The organism is Arthrobacter sp. Cza30 (genome assembly GCF_059090765.1).
The window spans coordinates 46,857-63,555 of sequence record NZ_JBNHGA010000009.1 but is presented as its reverse complement, the minus strand read 5'-3'; the positions used below and the strand labels follow the sequence as shown (position 1 = coordinate 63,555).

Below are 16,699 nucleotides of genomic sequence, written 5' to 3'. Positions count from 1 at the left end.
ACTGGTAGGCTTGACCGGGTTGTCCTCGGATGACCGCTCAATTCCATATCTGAGCTACACGGAGCAGGCCGGCAGGAAGCTGGTCCCCTGTGGTGGGTTCCCCGTCGCCGAGCGCGCCGGGTGGTCTTCTACTGGTGACCAGCGCTGGCGAGTCCGCGGAGATGCCGCGCGCCGAGATCTGCCTGTTCCTGCTCCTTCGTACGAGCTCGTGCGCGAGACGCGCGTGCGAGCCTAAAGAAAGAAGGAGGGACCTCTTGGAAGGTCCGGAAATCACCGCCGCCGAAGCCGTCCTCGACAACGGCCGCTTCGGCACCCGTACCGTCCGGTTCGAGACCGGACGCCTCGCCCAGCAGGCGCAGGGCGCCGTCGCCGCCTACCTGGACGAAGAGACGATGCTCCTGTCGGCCACGAGCGCCGGCAAGCACCCCCGTGAAGGGTTCGACTTCTTCCCGCTGACCGTCGACGTCGAGGAGCGCTCCTACGCCGCCGGCAAGATCCCTGGGTCGTTCTTCCGCCGTGAAGGCCGCCCGTCGACCGAGGCCATCCTGGTCTGCCGTCTGATCGACCGCCCGCTGCGCCCCTCGTTCGTCGATGGCCTGCGCAACGAGGTCCAGATCGTCGTCACCGTGCTCTCGATCGCGCCGGGCGAGTTCTACGACGCGCTCGCGATCAACGCCGCGTCGCTGTCCACCCAGATCTCCGGCCTGCCGTTCTCGGGCCCGATCGCCGGCGTGCGCCTGGCGCTCATCCCCGGCCACGGCGAGCACGCGGACCAGTGGGTCGCGTTCCCGAACGTCAAGCAGCTCGAAGAGGCCGTCTTCGACCTCATCGTCGCGGGCCGGGTGCTCGATGACGGCGATGTGGCGATCATGATGGTCGAGGCCGAGGCGACCGAGCACAGCTGGAACCTCATCAAGGCCGGCGCCACCAAGCCGAGCGAAGAAGTGGTCGCCGAGGGCCTGGAGGCCGCGAAGCCCTTCATCAAGGAGCTCGTCGCGGCGCAGAACGCTGTGGCGAGCACCGCCGCGAAGGAGATCCAGTCGTACCCCGTGTTCCCGGCCTACAGCCAGGAGACCTACGACTTCGTCGCCGGGCGCGCCTACGACGAACTGGTGAACGTCTACCAGATCGCCGACAAGCAGGAGCGCCAGAACGCCGACGACGCCATCAAGGAGCGGGTGAAGGCGGAGCTGATCGCCGCCGTCGAGGTGAACGAGCTGCCCGCCGTGGCGACCCTCGAGTTCTCCGCGGCCTACAAGTCGGTCACGAAGAAGATCGTGCGCGGCCGGATCCTCACCGAGGGCGTCCGGATCGACGGTCGCGGCCTCGCCGACATCCGTCCGCTCGACGCCGAGGTGCAGGTCATCCCGCGCGTGCACGGCTCGGCGATCTTCCAGCGCGGTGAGACACAGATCCTGGGTGTCACGACGCTGAACATGCTCAAGATGGAGCAGCAGATCGACTCGCTGTCGCCGGTCACGCACAAGCGGTACATGCACCACTACAACTTCCCGCCCTACTCGACCGGTGAGACCGGCCGTGTCGGCAGCCCCAAGCGTCGCGAGATCGGGCACGGCTTCCTGGCCGAGCGCGCGCTCGTGCCGGTGCTGCCCAGCCGCGAGGAGTTCCCGTACGCGATCCGCCAGGTCTCCGAGGCGCTCGGCTCCAACGGCTCCACGTCGATGGGCTCGGTGTGCGCCTCGACGCTGTCGCTGCTGAACGCCGGTGTGCCGCTGCGCGCGCCGGTCGCCGGCATCGCGATGGGCCTGGTGTCCGACGAGGTCGACGGCCAGACGCGCTACGCCGCGCTGACCGACATCCTCGGCGCCGAGGACGCCCTCGGCGACATGGACTTCAAGGTCGCCGGCACGAGCGAGTTCGTCACGGCGATCCAGCTCGACACGAAGCTCGACGGCATCCCGTCGTCGGTGCTGTCGGCCGCGCTCACGCAGGCCAAGGACGCACGCCTGACGATCCTGAACGTCCTTAACGCCGCCATCGACGGCCCGGACGAGATGGCTCCGACGGCGCCGCGCGTCATCAGCGTGCAGATCCCCGTCGACAAGATCGGCGAGCTCATCGGCCCCAAGGGCAAGACGATCAACGCGATCCAGGACGAGACCGGCGCCGAGATCTCGATCGAGGAGGACGGCACCGTCTACATCGGCGCAACCGACGGCCCGTCGGCCGAGGCCGCCCGCGCCCAGGTCAACGCGATCGCCAACCCCACCAACCCGGAGGTCGGCGAGCAGTTCCTCGGAACGGTCGTCAAGATCGCGACGTTCGGTGCGTTCATCTCGCTCCTGCCCGGCAAGGACGGCCTGCTGCACGTCAGCGAGGTCCGCAAGCTCGCCGGCGGCAAGCGGGTCGAGAACGTCGATGACGTCCTCTCGGTCGGCCAGAAGCTGCTGGTGCGGATCACCAAGATCGACGACCGCGGCAAGCTGTCGCTCGAGCCGGTGCTCGAGGAGAGCGCCGAGCAGGCCGACGCCGAGCCGGTGGCTGCCGGCGCGGAGGCCCCGGTCGAAGGCTGACGCCGCGGTTCGTCCGCGACCGTCTCGGATGCCCGCCCCTCGCGAGAGGGGCGGGCATCCGCCGTTCGGAGCACCTCGGTCACGGCAACGGCGCCGTCGATGCCGGACCGGTGAAAGCGTTATGCAATGTTTACCAACGGTGCCGCGGAGCGCGCGCAGTCATCCCGTGCGGAAGCCCTACCCTCTAAGTACGCGCCCGGGGGCGCGGTTCGTGATCACGACGAGCTCAGTGCGTCACTCGTCGTGAGGGGGTGGAACCATGGCTGAGATCGGCGTCGAGCCGACGCCGTCCTCGCCGAGCCCGGATGCCGCGCAGGCACCCGGGCGGGAGCATCCGTCCGCCCCGATCCCGGTGCAGGGTCCCTCGGTGGGAAGCAACGTCCGCGTCCCACTGGGCGAAGGGGGAGCGGAGACCTTCCCGCTGATCCTCGGCGGCGCCGAGTTCGGCTGGAACGTCGACCTGGAATCCAGCCACGAGATCCTCGACGCCTATGCCGAGCTGGGCGGCAACGCCGTCCACACCTCCGACAGCTTCTCGGGCGGGCGCAGCGAGCACATCATCGGCCAGTGGATGCAGTCGCGCGGCCTGCGCGAGGACATCGTCCTCGCGGTGCGGGTCGGCGGTCATCCCGACAACCCCGGTCTCGGGCCGGTCAGTCTCGTGCGCGCCGTCGAAGCGTCGCTGACCCGGCTGCGCACCGACCGCATCGACCTGCTGTACCTGGATGCCGCCACCGATCGCACGACCGCGCTCGAGGACACGCTCGCCACAGCGGAGTGGCTCGTCGATGCCGGCAAGGTCCGCGCGCTCGGCGCCTTCGGCTACTCGGCGGCGCAGCTGGTGGAGGCCCGCATCTTCGCGTCGGCCGGCTACCCGCGCATCACCGTGCTCGACGTGCCGTTCAACATCCTGCGGCGTCACGAGTTCGACGCCGACCTGCGGCTCGTCGCCGGCGCGCAGGGCATGGCCGTCACGCCCTCGCACGCGCTCGAGCACGGCTTCCTGGCGGGTCGTCACCGCACCCGTGCCCGCGGCGCGCTCTCGGTGCGCGGAGCGCAGCTGGCAGCCAACCTCAATCGCCGCGGCAGCCGCACGCTGAAGGCGCTCGACACCGTCGGCGCGGAGGTCGGCGTGCCCGATGCCGCCGTGGCCGTGGCGTGGCTGCTCGCGCAGCGCCTGGTCACCGCCCCGATCGTCAACGCCTTCGCGCCGCGCCACGTCGAGGAGCTCGCCCAGGGCGTCGGGGTGCGCCTGAGCCGCGCCCAGCTGGCCGAGATTGCGCGGGCCGCCCAGTGACCGGCATGCCGTGAGGCGAGGCATCCATCGCGTGACGTAGGCTGGATCGCGGTGCCCCACCGGGCACGCGACCCCGACGGAGTGAGCTGCGTGACGCACTACATCTACCTCGTGCGGCATGGTGAGCATCAGGACGCCGAGCACGGACTCGTCGACGGACCGCTCTCGCCGCGCGGACGACGCCAGGCCTCGCTGCTGGCGGACCGGCTCTCGGGTGTGCCGTTCGACGGCGTGTGGCATTCTCCGCTCGAACGCGCCAGCGAGACCGCTCGCGCGGTGAGCGAGCGCATGCCCTCCCTCGACCCCGAGCCGTCCTCGCTGCTGTTCGACTGCGTGCCGACCGGGATGACGCCCGACACCCCGTCGGTGTTCGAGCCGTTCTTCGGCGCGGTCACCGAGGCGGAGGTGGAGGCGGGGCGCGCGCAGATGGCCGACGCCGTGAGCGAGTTCCTCGTGCGCAAGAGCGGCGAGACGCACGACCTTCTGATCACCCACAACTTCGTGATCGCGTGGTTCGTCCGCGAAGTGCTGCAGACGCCGGAGTGGCGCTGGATGACCCTCAATCAGGCCCACTGCGGGCTGACCGTGATCGCGCAGAAGCAGGGGCGGCCGTGGACGCTGCTGTCGCACAACGACATGTCGCACCTCCCGGTGGAGCTGCGCACGGGACTGCCCGAGGTCTATCCCGTCTGAGCCGTCGTCGCGTGCGTGTCGGCGGGTGCGAGCACCTTGCTGTACCAGCGCGTCGCGTTGGGGTTGTCGTTGTAGGGATCGATCGTGACGAAGCCCGTCCGCGCGTACAGCGCGCCGGCCGCTTCGAGCGAGTGATGCGTGTCGAGCACGAGCTCCGCGGCCCCGAAGGCGCGCGCCCGGGCCTCGAGATCCTCGATGAGCGCGCGTCCCCATCCGCGTCCGCGCGTGGCGGGCCGCAGGTACAGGTGCTTCACCTCGTACCGGATGCCGTGGGGGCCGGGGGCGATGAGCCGCAGCCCGCCGCAGCCGACCGGGGCGCCGTGGTCGTCCTCGAGCACGACGAACACTCCCGCGGGTGCGACGTACATCGCCGGGTCGGGGAAGGTCGTGCGGTACTCGACGCCCAGTTCGGCGAAGCCGTCGACGCGGGACTGGAAGTACTCGGCCAGCAGTGCGTGGGATTCGGGGGCGTCGACGGAGGCAGGTCGGAGGGTCACCACCCCTCCAGCGTAGGCCGCCGGCGCGGCGTGTCCTCCCGCGTGGGCGCGGAGAGCACCATCCCGGCGGAACCTAGGATGGAAGCCATGACGACGCGCGTGGCCATCGTGGGCGGCACCGGCAAGCTCGGCGGGATCATCCGCGATGTGGTCGACCGGGAGCCCGGCTACGAGGTCGCGGCCGTGCTGTCGTCGCGGTCCGAGCTGTCCGCGTTCGAGGGTGCCGACCTGGTGGTGGATGCCTCGACTCCGGCGGTGTCGATCGACGTCGTGCGCGCCGCGATCGAGCGGGGCCTGAACGTCCTCGTCGGCACGTCGGGCTGGTCCGCGGAGCGCATCGCCCTCATCCGCCCGCTCGTGGAGGCGGCCGGGACCGGAGCGGTCTTCATCCCGAACTTCTCGCTCGGGTCGACGCTGGGAACGGCTCTGGCCGCGGCTGCGGCCCCGTACTTCTCATCGATCGAGATCGTGGAGGCGCACCGCGACACCAAGATCGACTCGCCGAGCGGAACGGCGGTGCGCACGGCGGAGCTCATCGCGGCGGCGCGTGAGCAGGTCGGCCCCGTCGAGTCGCCTCACGTTGATCAGCGGGCGCGTGGCCAGCAGGTGGCGAGCGTTCCGATCCACTCGCTGCGCCGCCCCGGGGTCGTGGCACGTCAGGAGACGATCCTCTCCGGTCCCGGCGAGTCGCTCTCGATCGTCCATGACACCGTCGAGCCGGCCCTGGCCTATGCGCCCGGCATCCGCCTCGCTCTCAGCGCCGCCCGGGACGCCCGCGGAGTGATCATCGGGCTCGACAGCCTCATCGACATCGGCATCGGCCCCTCGCGCGCCGGCTCCGTGTCGGAGGGCGTGCTCGACGAGGGCGACGTGCCCGGCCAGGTCGCCCGGGCCACCGGCGCGTGAGCATCCGCATCGGCGTCGCCGTCATGGCGGCGCTGCTCGCGCTCTACATCGCTCTGGTCGGTCAGCGCGCGTGGCTGCTTCTGGGCAGCGCGGACCCGGTGGGCATCGCGATGGGCGCGGCGCTCGTGGTCCTGCCCCTGATCGCCGTCTGGGCGCTGGCGCGGGAACTGTGGTTCGGTGTGCGTGCGCAGCGACTGGGGCGCCGCCTCGAGGAGGAGGGCGGGCTTCCGGACGACGAGGTGACCCTGCGCCCGAGCGGCCGCGTCGCCCGCGAGGACGGTGCGGCGGTCTTCCCCGCGCACAGAGCCGATGTCGAGGCGCATCCGGAGGACTGGCGGGCCTGGTACCGGCTGGGGCTCGCCTACGACGCGGCGGGGGACCGCCGGCGGGCTCGGGAGGCGGTGCGCGCCGCGATCCGGCTCGAGGCCGCCCAACGGCGCTGAGGGCTCACGCGGCGGCCGGCACCGCGGCGGCGACCGCGTCCTCCACCGTGGTGTGGGTGAACGAGAACCCGGATGCCTCGAGAGCGGCGGGGACGACGTGCGCGTCGGCCGTCAGGAGCGCCTCGGTGGCGTCTCTGCCGAGCACGGAGCGGACTGCCCAGGCCGGCGCGCGCAGCAGGAAGGGCCGGTTCATGCGCATGGCCAGGGCGAATCCCAGGTCGTTCGCGGTCGCCCGTGTGGGGCCGGTGAGATTGACCGGGCCCGACAGCTGCCGGTCGATGACGTGGCGGATGGCGCGCACCTGATCCACCAGCGAGATCCACGGCCACGCCTGCGTTCCGCGGCCGATGGGTCCGCTCAGCCCCAGCCGGGTGAGGAGCATGAGCGGTCCGAGGACGCCGTCGCGGTGGACGATCGGCGCGGTGCGCAGCAGCGCGACGCGGGCGTGCTCCCCGGCCGCGAGCGCCGCCGTCTCCCACTCGCCGCAGAGGTCTGCGAGGAAGGTCTCGCCCCGCGGCGCCGCTTCGGTCAGCGTCGCCCCCGGCGCAGTGCCGTAGTACCCGACCGCCGAGGCCGACACGAGCGCGGGCGCGTCAGCACCCAGTTCCCGCACGGCCCGGGCGAGCGCGCGCGTCGGCGTGATCCGCGACCACAGCAGGCGGCTGCGGTACGAGGGCGTCCACGGGAAGCGCCCGATGCTGGCGCCGTTCAGGTTCACCACCGCGGTCGCCCCTTCCAGCACTCCTGGATTCAGGGGGCGCGGGTCGGTCAGCCACTCCACCTCGTGCGCCGTCTCCGCCGGTCGCCGCACGAGGGTCGTGACCTCGACCCCGTCCGCTCTCAGGCTCGCGACGAGGGCCGTGCCGATCAGCCCCGAGGCACCTGACACGACGACCCTCGGCCGGTCGACGGCGCGAACTCCGGGGATGCCGGGTTCAGGCAAGCGTCGCCTCGAGTGTGATCTCGATCCCGGCGAGCGCCTGCGACACGGGGCATCCCGCCTTCGCCTCCTGCGCGATCCGCTCGAAATCCTCGGCCCCGAGCCCCGGGACGACCGCGTTGACGTTGAGGTGGCTGCCGGTGATGCCGGTCCCCGGCTTGAACGTCACCGACGCGGTCGTCTCGACCGACTCCGGAGGCGTGCCGTTCTTGGCGAGCGCCCCCGAGAGCGCCATGTTGAAGCACGAGGAGTGGGCGGCGGCGATGAGCTCCTCCGGGGTCGTCAGCGACGTGGAGCCCTCGCTGCGGGCCTTCCAGTTCACGTCAAAGGTCCCCAGACCCGACGACACGAACGTCACCTGGCCGGAGCCGTCCGTGAGTCCGCCCTTCCAGACGTTGGTCGCTTCGCTCGTGACGGTCATCGGGACCTCCCTCGTGACGCGCCCGCCTGCCGGGCGTCTCGCGGTCAGCCTAACCGGCGGTGCCGGGGCACGACAGGGATTGACAGCGGATGCCGCCTCACGCCGCCGGTCGCGCGCGGCCGGCCACACCCGCCCGCTGCAGCAGGAGGTACAGCCGGCAACCGAGGCACAGACCGAAGACCGCGTTGAGGAAGGCCGCCATGAACGCCGCGGCCGCGGCGATCGTCAGCGCCCACGGGACGCCTGCCAGGTGCAGCAGGAGTCCGAGCCCCGTGACGACGAGGCCGACCCCCTGGGCGAAGCGCGGCGGGCGCGGGTCCTCGAGCTCGCGCGGCGGGGCGAGCCGCGGAGCGATCGCGCGGCGGTAGACCGCACCCCACGGCGCCGTGCGGGGCGACAGCACGCCCCAGAGGAAGAGCAGCGCGATCACCGACAGCAGAAGGAACGCCGGATCCAGGAAGCGCTGGAGGGGGGACGCGAAGGCGATCAGCCACGGCGTGCCTCCCGAGACGAACGCGAAGTCGATCGACTGTCCGCCCAGAAGCCCGAGAGACCCGGCCGCGTCGAACAGTCGCGCCGACGACAGCCCCGTGAGCCCGAGCAGGACCGCGACGAGCAGCAGCGCGGAGGTGATCCCCGCCGCGAAGCGCGGACCCCGCGGGTCGATGCCGCGCGGAGCCCCGGCGTCCCGGCCTTCAGACACGGGTCTCCTGCCCGATCAGCCGGTTCAGCTCGAGCTCGAGCACGTCGCGGCTGGGTGCGCCGCCGAAACGCGTGCGGATGGCCCCATCGCTGTCGAGCACGAACGTGGTCGGGGTCTGCAGGACATGGAAGTGCTTGGCGATGTCGGGGCGGTGGGTCACGTCGATGTCGAGGTGCCGCACGCCTTCGTGGCGGTCGGCGATCTCCGCCAGCGTGCGGTGGACACCCGGGCAACGCGCGCACAGCTCCGTGCTGAACTGCAGAAGCGTCGCGCGCTCGCCGAGGCTGTCGGCGCCCAGCCGGCGCGGTTCGATCACCTCGTTCTCGGACACCGGGCGGGCGCGGCCCTGCTGCCAGGTCAGGACGACGCCCAGCGCAGCCGTCGCGGCCAGCAGGCCGGACAGGGCGATGAGCGCGGCGACGAGGTCCACAGCGACTCAGGCTAACGGTTTTCCTGCGCAGCGGCTGGGGAAGCGGAAAAATGACGGCGACGGGCGTAACACGGCCGCCGGCGATGCCGCCCCGGTATCGTGGCAGCCGTGACGACGCCGATCCCCACGCCCTACGAGGACCTGCTGCGCGACGTGCTCGAGCACGGAACGCACAAGGACGACCGCACCGGTACGGGGACCACGAGCCTGTTCGGGCGCCAGATCCGTTTCGATCTGGCGCAGGGCTTCCCGCTCATCACCACCAAGCGGGTGCACTTCAAGTCGATCGCGTACGAGCTGCTGTGGTTCCTGCGGGGCGAGTCCAACGTCCGCTGGCTTCAGGAGCACGGCGTGACCATCTGGGACGAATGGGCCGACGCCGAGGGCGAGCTCGGCCCGGTGTACGGCGTCCAGTGGCGCTCGTGGCCGACGCCGGACGGTGCGCACATCGATCAGATCTCCGACGTGCTCGAGCAGATCCGCCGCAACCCGGACTCGCGTCGGCTGATCGTGTCGGCGTGGAACCCCGCCGACATCCCCGACATGGCCCTCGCGCCCTGCCACGCGCTGTTCCAGTTCTACGTCGCCGACGGTCGGCTGTCGTGCCAGCTGTACCAGCGCAGCGCCGACATGTTCCTCGGCGTGCCGTTCAACATCGCCTCCTACGCGCTGCTGACGCTGATGATGGCGCAGCAGGCCGGTCTCGAGCCGGGCGAGTTCGTGTGGACCGGCGGAGACTGCCACATCTACGACAACCATCTCGAGCAGGTGCGCGAGCAGCTCACGCGCGAGCCGTACCCGTACCCGACGCTGCGCCTCACCCGCCGGCCGGAGTCGATCTTCGACTACGCGTTCGAGGACTTCGTGCTCGAGGACTACCGGCACCATCCCGCCATCCGCGGCGCCGTCGCCGTATGAGCGCGCGCATCGGGCTGATCTGGGCCGAGGCCGCCCGCGGCATCATCGGCGCCGACGGCGGCATGCCGTGGCACGTGCCCGAAGACCTCGCGCGCTTCAAGGCCATCACGCTGGGTGCGCCGGTGGTGATGGGACGTCGCACGTGGGAGTCGTTCCCCGACCGGTTCCGGCCTCTCCCGGGACGACGCAACATCGTCGTCACCCGCAACGCCGGCTGGGCCGCGGACGGCGCCGAACGCGCCGCGTCGCTCGAGGACGCCCTGGCGGCGGCATCCCGGACGGATCCGGAGTGGATCTGGATCATCGGAGGCGGCGCGCTGTTCGGCGAGAGCATCGACCGCGCCGACCGCCTCGAGGTGACCGAGCTCGACCTCGACGTCGCCGGAGACACCGTCGCGCCCGACCGCGCGCGGTGGCGCCCGGTCGCGGTCGACCCCGCGACGGGATGGCACACCTCGCGCAGCGGCATCCGGTACCGCTATGTGACGCTCGAGCCTCCTGCGTAGGCTGGCGCCCATGACGAGAACGGCCCTCATCACCGGAGCCAGCTCGGGGCTGGGCGCCGAGTACGCCCGCCAGCTCGCGGCTCGAGGCGCGGACCTCGTGCTCGTCGCGCGCGACCGCGCCGCGCTCGAGGAGCTCGCGGAGGAGCTCCGGGCGACGGGCGTGGCCGTGGAGGTGATCGCGGCCGACCTCGTGGTGCCCGAACAGCTCGCCGCTGTGGAGGCGCGCGTGGCGGATGTCGACCGCCCGATCGAGATCCTCGTCAACAACGCCGGGTTCGGCCTGCCGCTGGCGTTCGAGGAGAACGACGTCGAGGACGAGGTGCGTCACCTGCGGCTGCACGTCGAGGTGCCTCTGCGCCTCTCGCACGCCGCGATCCGCGCGATGCTCGACCGCGGGCACGGCCGGATCCTCAACATCGCCTCGGTCGCCGGGTTCATCCCTCGCGCGACCTACGGCGCCTGCAAGGGCTGGCTCATCAGCTTCAGCCGGTGGGCCGACGACCGCTACGCGCCGCGCGGTGTCACCGTGACCGCCGTCTGCCCGGGCTACACGCACACCGACTTCCACCACCGCATGGGGCTGCAGCGGGGCGAGGAAGGGGTGCCCGGCCCGCTGTGGCTGGATGCGCGTGACGTCGTCGCGGCGTCGCTGCGGGATGCCGCCCGCGGCGTCGCGGTGTCCATCCCGTCGCTGCGGTACAAGGTCCTCGCCGCGCTGGCCCGTGTCGTGCCGCCGAGGCTCTCGGCCCGCGTGGGGGAGCGTGGTCGCTGAAGGAGCGGCGTCGCCGCAGCCGCCCGTCGAGGCGGCGATGGGCTCTTCCCGGCGACGGAGCCCGCGGCATCCCGATAATCTGAAGGCATGACGCATACGGGCAACCCCTTCGGACAGGTGCTCGTCGCGCTCGTCACCCCCATGACGGCCGACGGCGAAGTCGACTGGCCCGCCGTCGAGAAGCACATCGACGACGTCATCACCGCCGGCGCCGACGGCATCGTCGTGACAGGCACCACGGGTGAGACGTCGACCCTCACCGACGCGGAGAAGATCCGCCTCGTCGAGATCGGCAAGGACGTCGCGGCCGGCCGGGCGAAGATCATCACCGGCGGCGGCTCCAACGAGACCGCGCACGCGATCGAGCTCTACAAGGCCAGCGAGAAGGCCGGCGCCGACGGCATCATGATCGTCACGCCGTATTACAACAAGCCGACGCAGGCAGGCATCCTCACCCACTTCCGTCTCGTCGCGGATGCCACCGACCTTCCCGTGATCCTCTATGACATCCCGGGCCGCACCGGCGTTCCGATCCGCTACGAGACCATCCTGCGCCTGGCCAAGCACCCGAACATCCTCGCCATCAAGGACGCCAAGGGCGACTTCAGCGAGGTCAGCCGGGTGCTGAACCAGACCGATCTGCTGTACTTCTCCGGCGACGACGCGAACGTGCTCCCGCACCTCGCGATCGGCGCCACCGGGCTGATCGGGGTGACGGCGAACATCGCCGCCCAGCCGTACCGGGTGATCGTCGACGCCGTGAACCGAGGCGACCTCAAGGCGGCGACCGCCGCGCACATGCAGCTCGAGCCGCTGGTGAGAGCCGTCATGACGCACGTTCCCGGCACGGTCTCGACGAAGTACATCCTGCACGGACTGGGCCGCATCTCCAGCCCCCGCGTCCGGCTGCCCCTGGTGGGGCCCGAGGAGTGGGAGGCGGCGAAGATCGAGGACGAGCTGGCCCTCGTGAAGGACGTGCCGGGCGCCGACTTCTCCAACTTCCGGCCCGACCGCAACGCCGCCGCCGGCGGCGCGCTGCCCAAGGTGTCGGGCACCACCCGATGACAACGTCCGCGCCGGACCCGCCACGGGTCGCGGCGCGGGAAGAGCGAACGGATGCCGCGGCATCCGAAGGAGGCTGACATGCCCACGAGTCCGTACGATCCGCTCGAGCTGGAAGCGGGGACCCTGCGGGTGGTCCCGCTCGGCGGACTCGGCGAGGTCGGCCGCAACATGACGGTGTTCGAGTACGGCGGCAAGCTGCTCGTCGTCGACTGCGGCGTGCTCTTTCCCGAGGAGCACCAGCCCGGCGTCGACCTCATCCTGCCCGACTTCGAGCCGATCCGAGGGCGCCTGGACGACATCGTCGGCGTGGTGCTGACCCACGGACACGAGGATCACATCGGCGCGGTGCCGTACCTGCTCCGGCTCAAGTCCGACATCCCGCTCATCGGCTCCGGGCTCACACTCGCCCTCACCGAGGCGAAGCTCAAGGAGCACCGCATCAAGCCGTACAGCCTCACGGTGACCGAGGGGCAGCGCGAGAACCTCGGGCCGTTCGAGCTGGAGTTCATCGCGGTGAACCACTCGATCCCGGATGCGCTGGCCGTCGCGATCCGCACGCCTGCCGGCACGGTGCTGGCCACCGGCGACTTCAAGATGGATCAGCTGCCCCTCGACGGACGGCTGACCGACCTCCGCTCGTTCGCGCGGCTGGGCGAGGAGGGGGTCGACCTCTTCCTCGTCGACTCGACCAACGCCGACGTGCCGGGGTTCACGCCGCTCGAGCGCTCGATCGGCCCGGTGCTGGACCAGGTCATCGGCAAGGCGCCGCGCCGCGTGATCGTCGCGAGCTTCTCCAGTCACGTCCACCGGGTGCAGCAGGTGCTCGACGCGGCGGCCGCGCACGGCCGACGGGTCGCGCTGCTGGGTCGCAGCATGGTGCGCAACATGACCATCGCCGAGGAGCTGGGCTACCTGCACGTGCCCGAGGGCGTGCTGATCGACTACAAGCAGGCCCGCGATCTGCCCGAGGACCGCATCGTGTACATGTCGACGGGATCGCAGGGCGAGCCGATGGCCGTGCTCAGCCGCATGGCGAACCTCGACCACGCCATCGAGCCGGGACCCGGCGACACCGTGATCCTCGCGTCCAGCCTCATCCCGGGCAACGAGAACGCGGTCTATCGCGTCATCGACGGCTTGACCAAGCTCGGCGCGAACGTCGTCCACAAGGGCAACGCCCAGGTGCACGTCTCCGGCCACGCCGCCGCCGGCGAGCTGCTGTACTGCTACAACATCCTCAAGCCCCGCAACGTCCTGCCCGTGCACGGCGAGTACCGCCACCTCATGGCGAACGCCCGGCTGGCGCAGGACACCGGCATCGCGCCCGAGCGCACGATCATCGCCGAGAACGGCACCGTCATCGACCTGAAGGACGGTGACGCGCGCGTCGTCGGCCAGCTCGACCTCGGCTTCGTGTACGTCGACGGGTCGACCGTGGGGGAGATCACGGATGCCGACCTGAAGGACCGCCGCATCCTCGGCGAGGAGGGCTTCATCTCGGTGATCGTGGTCGTCGACGCCTCGACCGGGCACGTGATCTCCGGACCGGAGATCCACGCCCGCGGCTTCGCGGAGGACGACGCGGTTTTCGCCGATGTCAAGCCCAAGATCGCCGCGGCGCTCGCCGAGGCCGCGACATCCGGGGTGCGCGACTCGCACGCCCTCTCGCAGGTCGTGCGTCGCACGATCGGCCGCTGGGTCAACCAGTCGCTGCGTCGCCGCCCCATGATCGTGCCGCTCGTCATCGAGGCCTGAGGCTCGCCGGCGCCCGTCGTGGCCGTCCCGTCGGCGACGACCGGGATCGCGGGACGGCGCCGCGTGGTGACCGGCGAAACGGCAGGCGGCGGCCTACCGTGGAGGAATGGCCAGGAGCACCACCCCGACCAAGGGAAGCCGCGCGTCCTCGAACGCGTCCGGCTCGCGCGCCCGCAAGCCGGAGCCCGCCCCCAAGCGCTACGTCGGAGACGACGACAAGCCGGCGGTGGCCGTCAGGGCATGGATGGGTCTCGCGCACGCCACCGGCGCGCTGTTCCGCGCTTTCGGTCCGGAGACGCTCGAGAAGGACCAGCGCCGCGACGGCTTCCCGTTCTTCCTGGTGCTGCTGGCGATCGCCGGTGCGGTGAACGAGTGGTTCTTCATCGGCAGCGACGTCGCCAAGCTCATCAGCGCCTATTCGGTCGGGGGACTCCTCGGCCGCGAGGCCTTCATCCTCCCGGTGCTCCTGCTGCTGCTCGCGGGCTGGATGTTCCGGCATCCGTCATCGGTCAACGACAACGGCCGGGTCGGCATCGGGTTCGGCCTGCTCGTGGTCACCATCGCCGGCTTCTGCCACGTGGCCGGCGGCCGCCCGCAGCCCAACGAGGGTCTGCCGGCGCTCAGCGAGGCCGGCGGACTGTTCGGCTGGATGGTCGCCGAACCGCTCGCCCTCCTCCTGACCGACGTCGGCGCGTACATCCTGCTCGCGCTGCTGACCGTGCTGAGCGTCCTCATCATCACCAAGACGCCGCCGAACCGCATCGGGAGCCGGCTGGGCGACCTGTACGCGTGGATGTTCGACGCCGAGCCGCGTGCAGCGAGGTCCGCCGCGGATGCCGCGCCCGCGGTCGCCGACGAGGGGGAGGGCGATCCGTCGCTGCCGTGGTGGCGACGCAACAGGACCGGCCGGGAGCAGGATCCGGACGACGGCCTCGGATCGCACGATCTCACCGCCCTCCTGCCCGCGGGGTCCTCCGAGGGTGGATTCGAGCAGGCCATCACCCCGCCGGTGCCTCCGGCGCCGGCCCCCGCCGTCCCGGTCGCCGACGCGCTGACCGAGGTCATCGATCCCGCGGTGCTGTCCGCGGCGAAGGCGGCCACGTCGTCGCGCACGTCGCTGCGCGACGACTCCGACACCGGACCGGTCGACGACGGCGTGCTGCCGGGTCTGGACGGCATCGGCTCGACGGCGGCGGTCGACTCGCCCTCCGCCCCCTATCGCCTGCCCTCCGTGCACTCCCTGGCCGCCGGGACGCCGCACGTCGCCCGGTCGCAGGCCAACGACGACACCGTGCGCGCCATCACCAGCGTGCTCGAGCAGTTCAACGTCGACGCCCGCGTCACCGGATTCTCCCGCGGCCCTACCGTCACGCAGTACGAGATCGCGCTCGGCCCCGGCGTCAAGGTCGAGCGCATCACCGCGCTGACCAACAACATCGCCTACGCGGTCGCCTCCAACGAGGTCCGGATCCTGGCGCCCATTCCGGGCAAGAGCGCCATCGGCGTGGAGATCCCCAACACCGACCGCGAGATCGTGACACTCGGCGATGTGCTGCGCTCCCAGGCGGCGCAGCAATCCACCCACCCGATGACCATCGGCGTCGGCAAGGACGTCGGCGGCGGCTACGTCGTGGCGAACCTCGCGAAGATGCCCCACCTCCTCGTCGCCGGCTCCACCGGATCGGGGAAGTCCAGCTTCGTCAACTCGATGATCACGAGTCTGCTCATGCGGGCCAAGCCGGCCGACGTGCGCATGGTGCTGATCGACCCCAAGCGGGTGGAGCTGACCTCGTACGCGGGCGTGCCGCATCTGATCACGCCCATCATCACCAACCCGAAGAAGGCGGCCGAGGCGCTGCAGTGGGTGGTGAAGGAGATGGACATGAGGTACGACGACCTCGCGTCCTTCGGCTTCCGGCACATCGACGACTTCAACAAGGCCGTCGTCGCGGGCGAGATCACCCTGCCCGCGGGCAGTGAGCGTGTGCTCAAGCCGTACCCCTACCTGCTCGTGGTGGTCGACGAGCTCGCCGACCTCATGATGGTCGCTCCTCGCGACGTCGAGGATTCGATCGTGCGCATCACGCAGCTGGCGCGCGCGAGCGGCATCCACCTGGTCCTCGCGACGCAGCGTCCGTCGGTGGACGTCGTCACCGGTCTCATCAAGGCGAACGTGCCCTCACGTCTCGCCTTCGCGGTGACGAGCGTCACAGACTCGCGCGTCATCCTCGACCAGCCCGGAGCCGACCGTCTGATCGGCCAGGGCGACGGCCTGTTCCTGCCCATGGGCGCCTCCAAGGCGCTGCGGGTGCAGGGCGCCTGGGTGAGCGAGCAGGAGATCGAGACGGTCGTCAAGCACGTCACCGCGCAGGCGCGCCCCGAGTACCGCGCAGACGTGCAGGCGGTCGCCGAGAAGAAGGAGATCGACGCGGACATCGGCGACGACCTGGAGCTGCTCCTGGCCGCCGCGGAGCTCGTCGTCTCGACGCAGTTCGGCTCCACCTCGATGCTGCAGCGCAAGCTGCGTGTCGGCTTCGCCAAGGCCGGCCGCCTCATGGACCTGCTCGAGTCGCGCGAGATCGTCGGTCCGTCCGAGGGCTCCAAGGCGCGAGACGTGCTGGTCACCGTCGAGCAGCTTCCCTCGGTGCTCGCCCGCCTCCGCGGAGAGGATGTGCCCGAGGCCCCGGCCGCCGGGGCGGACGCGGACCCGTACGGGCCCGATGCCGTGGCCGCGCAGTACGACGGGTACCCGGTGGTCGACGGCGACGAGGGCTCGGAGGATGCCTGGAGTCTGACCGGACGGGACTGAGGGATGCCGC

At 71.0% G+C, this 16,699-nt stretch carries 16 protein-coding genes; 11 read left to right on the top strand and 5 right to left on the bottom strand.

Annotated elements, in window-relative coordinates:
* The first annotated feature begins 254 nt into the window (after window positions 1-254).
* The 3 genes from AC5RVZ_RS26845 to AC5RVZ_RS26835 all read left to right on the top strand — a co-directional run bounded on the left by AC5RVZ_RS26845 (window position 255) and on the right by AC5RVZ_RS26835 (window position 4,524).
* On the top strand, window positions 255-2,534 hold the full coding sequence (locus AC5RVZ_RS26845) for a polyribonucleotide nucleotidyltransferase (protein ID WP_494068671.1): 2,280 nt from the start codon (window positions 255-257) through the stop codon (window positions 2,532-2,534).
* A gap of 259 nt (window positions 2,535-2,793) precedes the next feature.
* Window positions 2,794-3,831 (top strand): aldo/keto reductase, encoded by a 1,038-nt coding sequence (locus AC5RVZ_RS26840; protein ID WP_494068670.1) that lies wholly within the window; start codon window positions 2,794-2,796, stop codon window positions 3,829-3,831.
* A 90-nt stretch (window positions 3,832-3,921) separates the two neighbouring features.
* Window positions 3,922-4,524: a histidine phosphatase family protein gene (locus AC5RVZ_RS26835; protein WP_494068669.1), complete on the top strand. Its 603-nt coding sequence runs from the start codon at window positions 3,922-3,924 to the stop codon at window positions 4,522-4,524.
* On the opposite strand, the gene AC5RVZ_RS26830 is transcribed toward AC5RVZ_RS26835, so the two are convergent.
* The gene (locus AC5RVZ_RS26830; protein WP_494068668.1) at window positions 4,512-5,024 is read right to left on the bottom strand and encodes a GNAT family N-acetyltransferase; all 513 of its coding nucleotides are present in this window, start codon (window positions 5,022-5,024) and stop codon (window positions 4,512-4,514) included. The genes AC5RVZ_RS26835 and AC5RVZ_RS26830 overlap by 13 nt on opposite strands.
* An 84-nt stretch (window positions 5,025-5,108) precedes the next feature.
* Between AC5RVZ_RS26830 and dapB the strand changes: the two genes are divergently transcribed.
* Together dapB and AC5RVZ_RS26820 are read left to right on the top strand one after the other, a co-directional pair.
* Window positions 5,109-5,927 carry a 4-hydroxy-tetrahydrodipicolinate reductase gene (gene dapB / locus AC5RVZ_RS26825; protein WP_494068667.1) on the top strand — a complete coding sequence of 273 codons (819 nt, stop codon included), beginning with the start codon at window positions 5,109-5,111 and terminating at the stop codon, window positions 5,925-5,927.
* Window positions 5,924-6,370: a hypothetical protein gene (locus AC5RVZ_RS26820; protein ID WP_494068666.1), complete on the top strand. Its 447-nt coding sequence runs from the start codon at window positions 5,924-5,926 to the stop codon at window positions 6,368-6,370. The genes dapB and AC5RVZ_RS26820 overlap by 4 nt, the downstream gene beginning before the upstream one ends.
* 4 nt (window positions 6,371-6,374) lie before the next feature.
* On the opposite strand, the gene AC5RVZ_RS26815 is transcribed toward AC5RVZ_RS26820, so the two are convergent.
* The 4 genes from AC5RVZ_RS26815 to AC5RVZ_RS26800 form a co-directional block, all read right to left on the bottom strand.
* Window positions 6,375-7,259, bottom strand: coding sequence for a TIGR01777 family oxidoreductase (locus AC5RVZ_RS26815; RefSeq protein WP_494068665.1), 885 nt, complete (start codon window positions 7,257-7,259; stop codon window positions 6,375-6,377).
* Between the two features lie 46 nt (window positions 7,260-7,305).
* Window positions 7,306-7,731, bottom strand: coding sequence for an OsmC family peroxiredoxin (locus tag AC5RVZ_RS26810; RefSeq protein WP_494068664.1), 426 nt, complete (start codon window positions 7,729-7,731; stop codon window positions 7,306-7,308).
* Window positions 7,732-7,828: 97 nt separating this feature from the next.
* Entirely contained in the window at window positions 7,829-8,434 is a 606-nt protein-coding gene (locus AC5RVZ_RS26805) for a DUF4395 domain-containing protein (protein ID WP_494068663.1), read from the bottom strand.
* A complete protein-coding gene (locus AC5RVZ_RS26800; RefSeq protein ID WP_494068662.1) occupies window positions 8,427-8,864 on the bottom strand; it encodes a TlpA family protein disulfide reductase in 438 nt (145 codons plus the stop codon). The genes AC5RVZ_RS26805 and AC5RVZ_RS26800 overlap by 8 nt, the downstream gene beginning before the upstream one ends.
* 108 nt (window positions 8,865-8,972) lie before the next feature.
* On the opposite strand from AC5RVZ_RS26800, the gene AC5RVZ_RS26795 reads away from it, so the two are divergent.
* From AC5RVZ_RS26795 to AC5RVZ_RS26770, 6 genes are all read left to right on the top strand, one after another.
* A complete protein-coding gene (locus AC5RVZ_RS26795; protein WP_494068661.1) occupies window positions 8,973-9,782 on the top strand; it encodes a thymidylate synthase in 810 nt (269 codons plus the stop codon).
* Complete coding sequence (locus tag AC5RVZ_RS26790) at window positions 9,779-10,288, top strand: dihydrofolate reductase (protein ID WP_494068660.1); 510 nt, start codon at window positions 9,779-9,781, stop codon at window positions 10,286-10,288. Before AC5RVZ_RS26795 ends, AC5RVZ_RS26790 begins: the two co-directional genes overlap by 4 nt.
* 10 nt (window positions 10,289-10,298) lie before the next feature.
* Entirely contained in the window at window positions 10,299-11,060 is a 762-nt protein-coding gene (locus AC5RVZ_RS26785) for an SDR family NAD(P)-dependent oxidoreductase (RefSeq protein ID WP_494068659.1), read from the top strand.
* 87 nt (window positions 11,061-11,147) lie between these two features.
* Complete coding sequence (gene dapA, locus AC5RVZ_RS26780; protein WP_494068658.1) at window positions 11,148-12,125, top strand: 4-hydroxy-tetrahydrodipicolinate synthase; 978 nt, start codon at window positions 11,148-11,150, stop codon at window positions 12,123-12,125.
* 78 nt (window positions 12,126-12,203) lie between these two features.
* Window positions 12,204-13,880 carry a ribonuclease J gene (locus tag AC5RVZ_RS26775; protein WP_494068657.1) on the top strand — a complete coding sequence of 559 codons (1,677 nt, stop codon included), beginning with the start codon at window positions 12,204-12,206 and terminating at the stop codon, window positions 13,878-13,880.
* Window positions 13,881-13,986: 106 nt separating this feature from the next.
* Window positions 13,987-16,689, top strand: coding sequence for an FtsK/SpoIIIE family DNA translocase (locus tag AC5RVZ_RS26770; RefSeq protein WP_494068656.1), 2,703 nt, complete (start codon window positions 13,987-13,989; stop codon window positions 16,687-16,689).
* The last annotated feature ends 10 nt before the right edge of the window (window positions 16,690-16,699 follow it).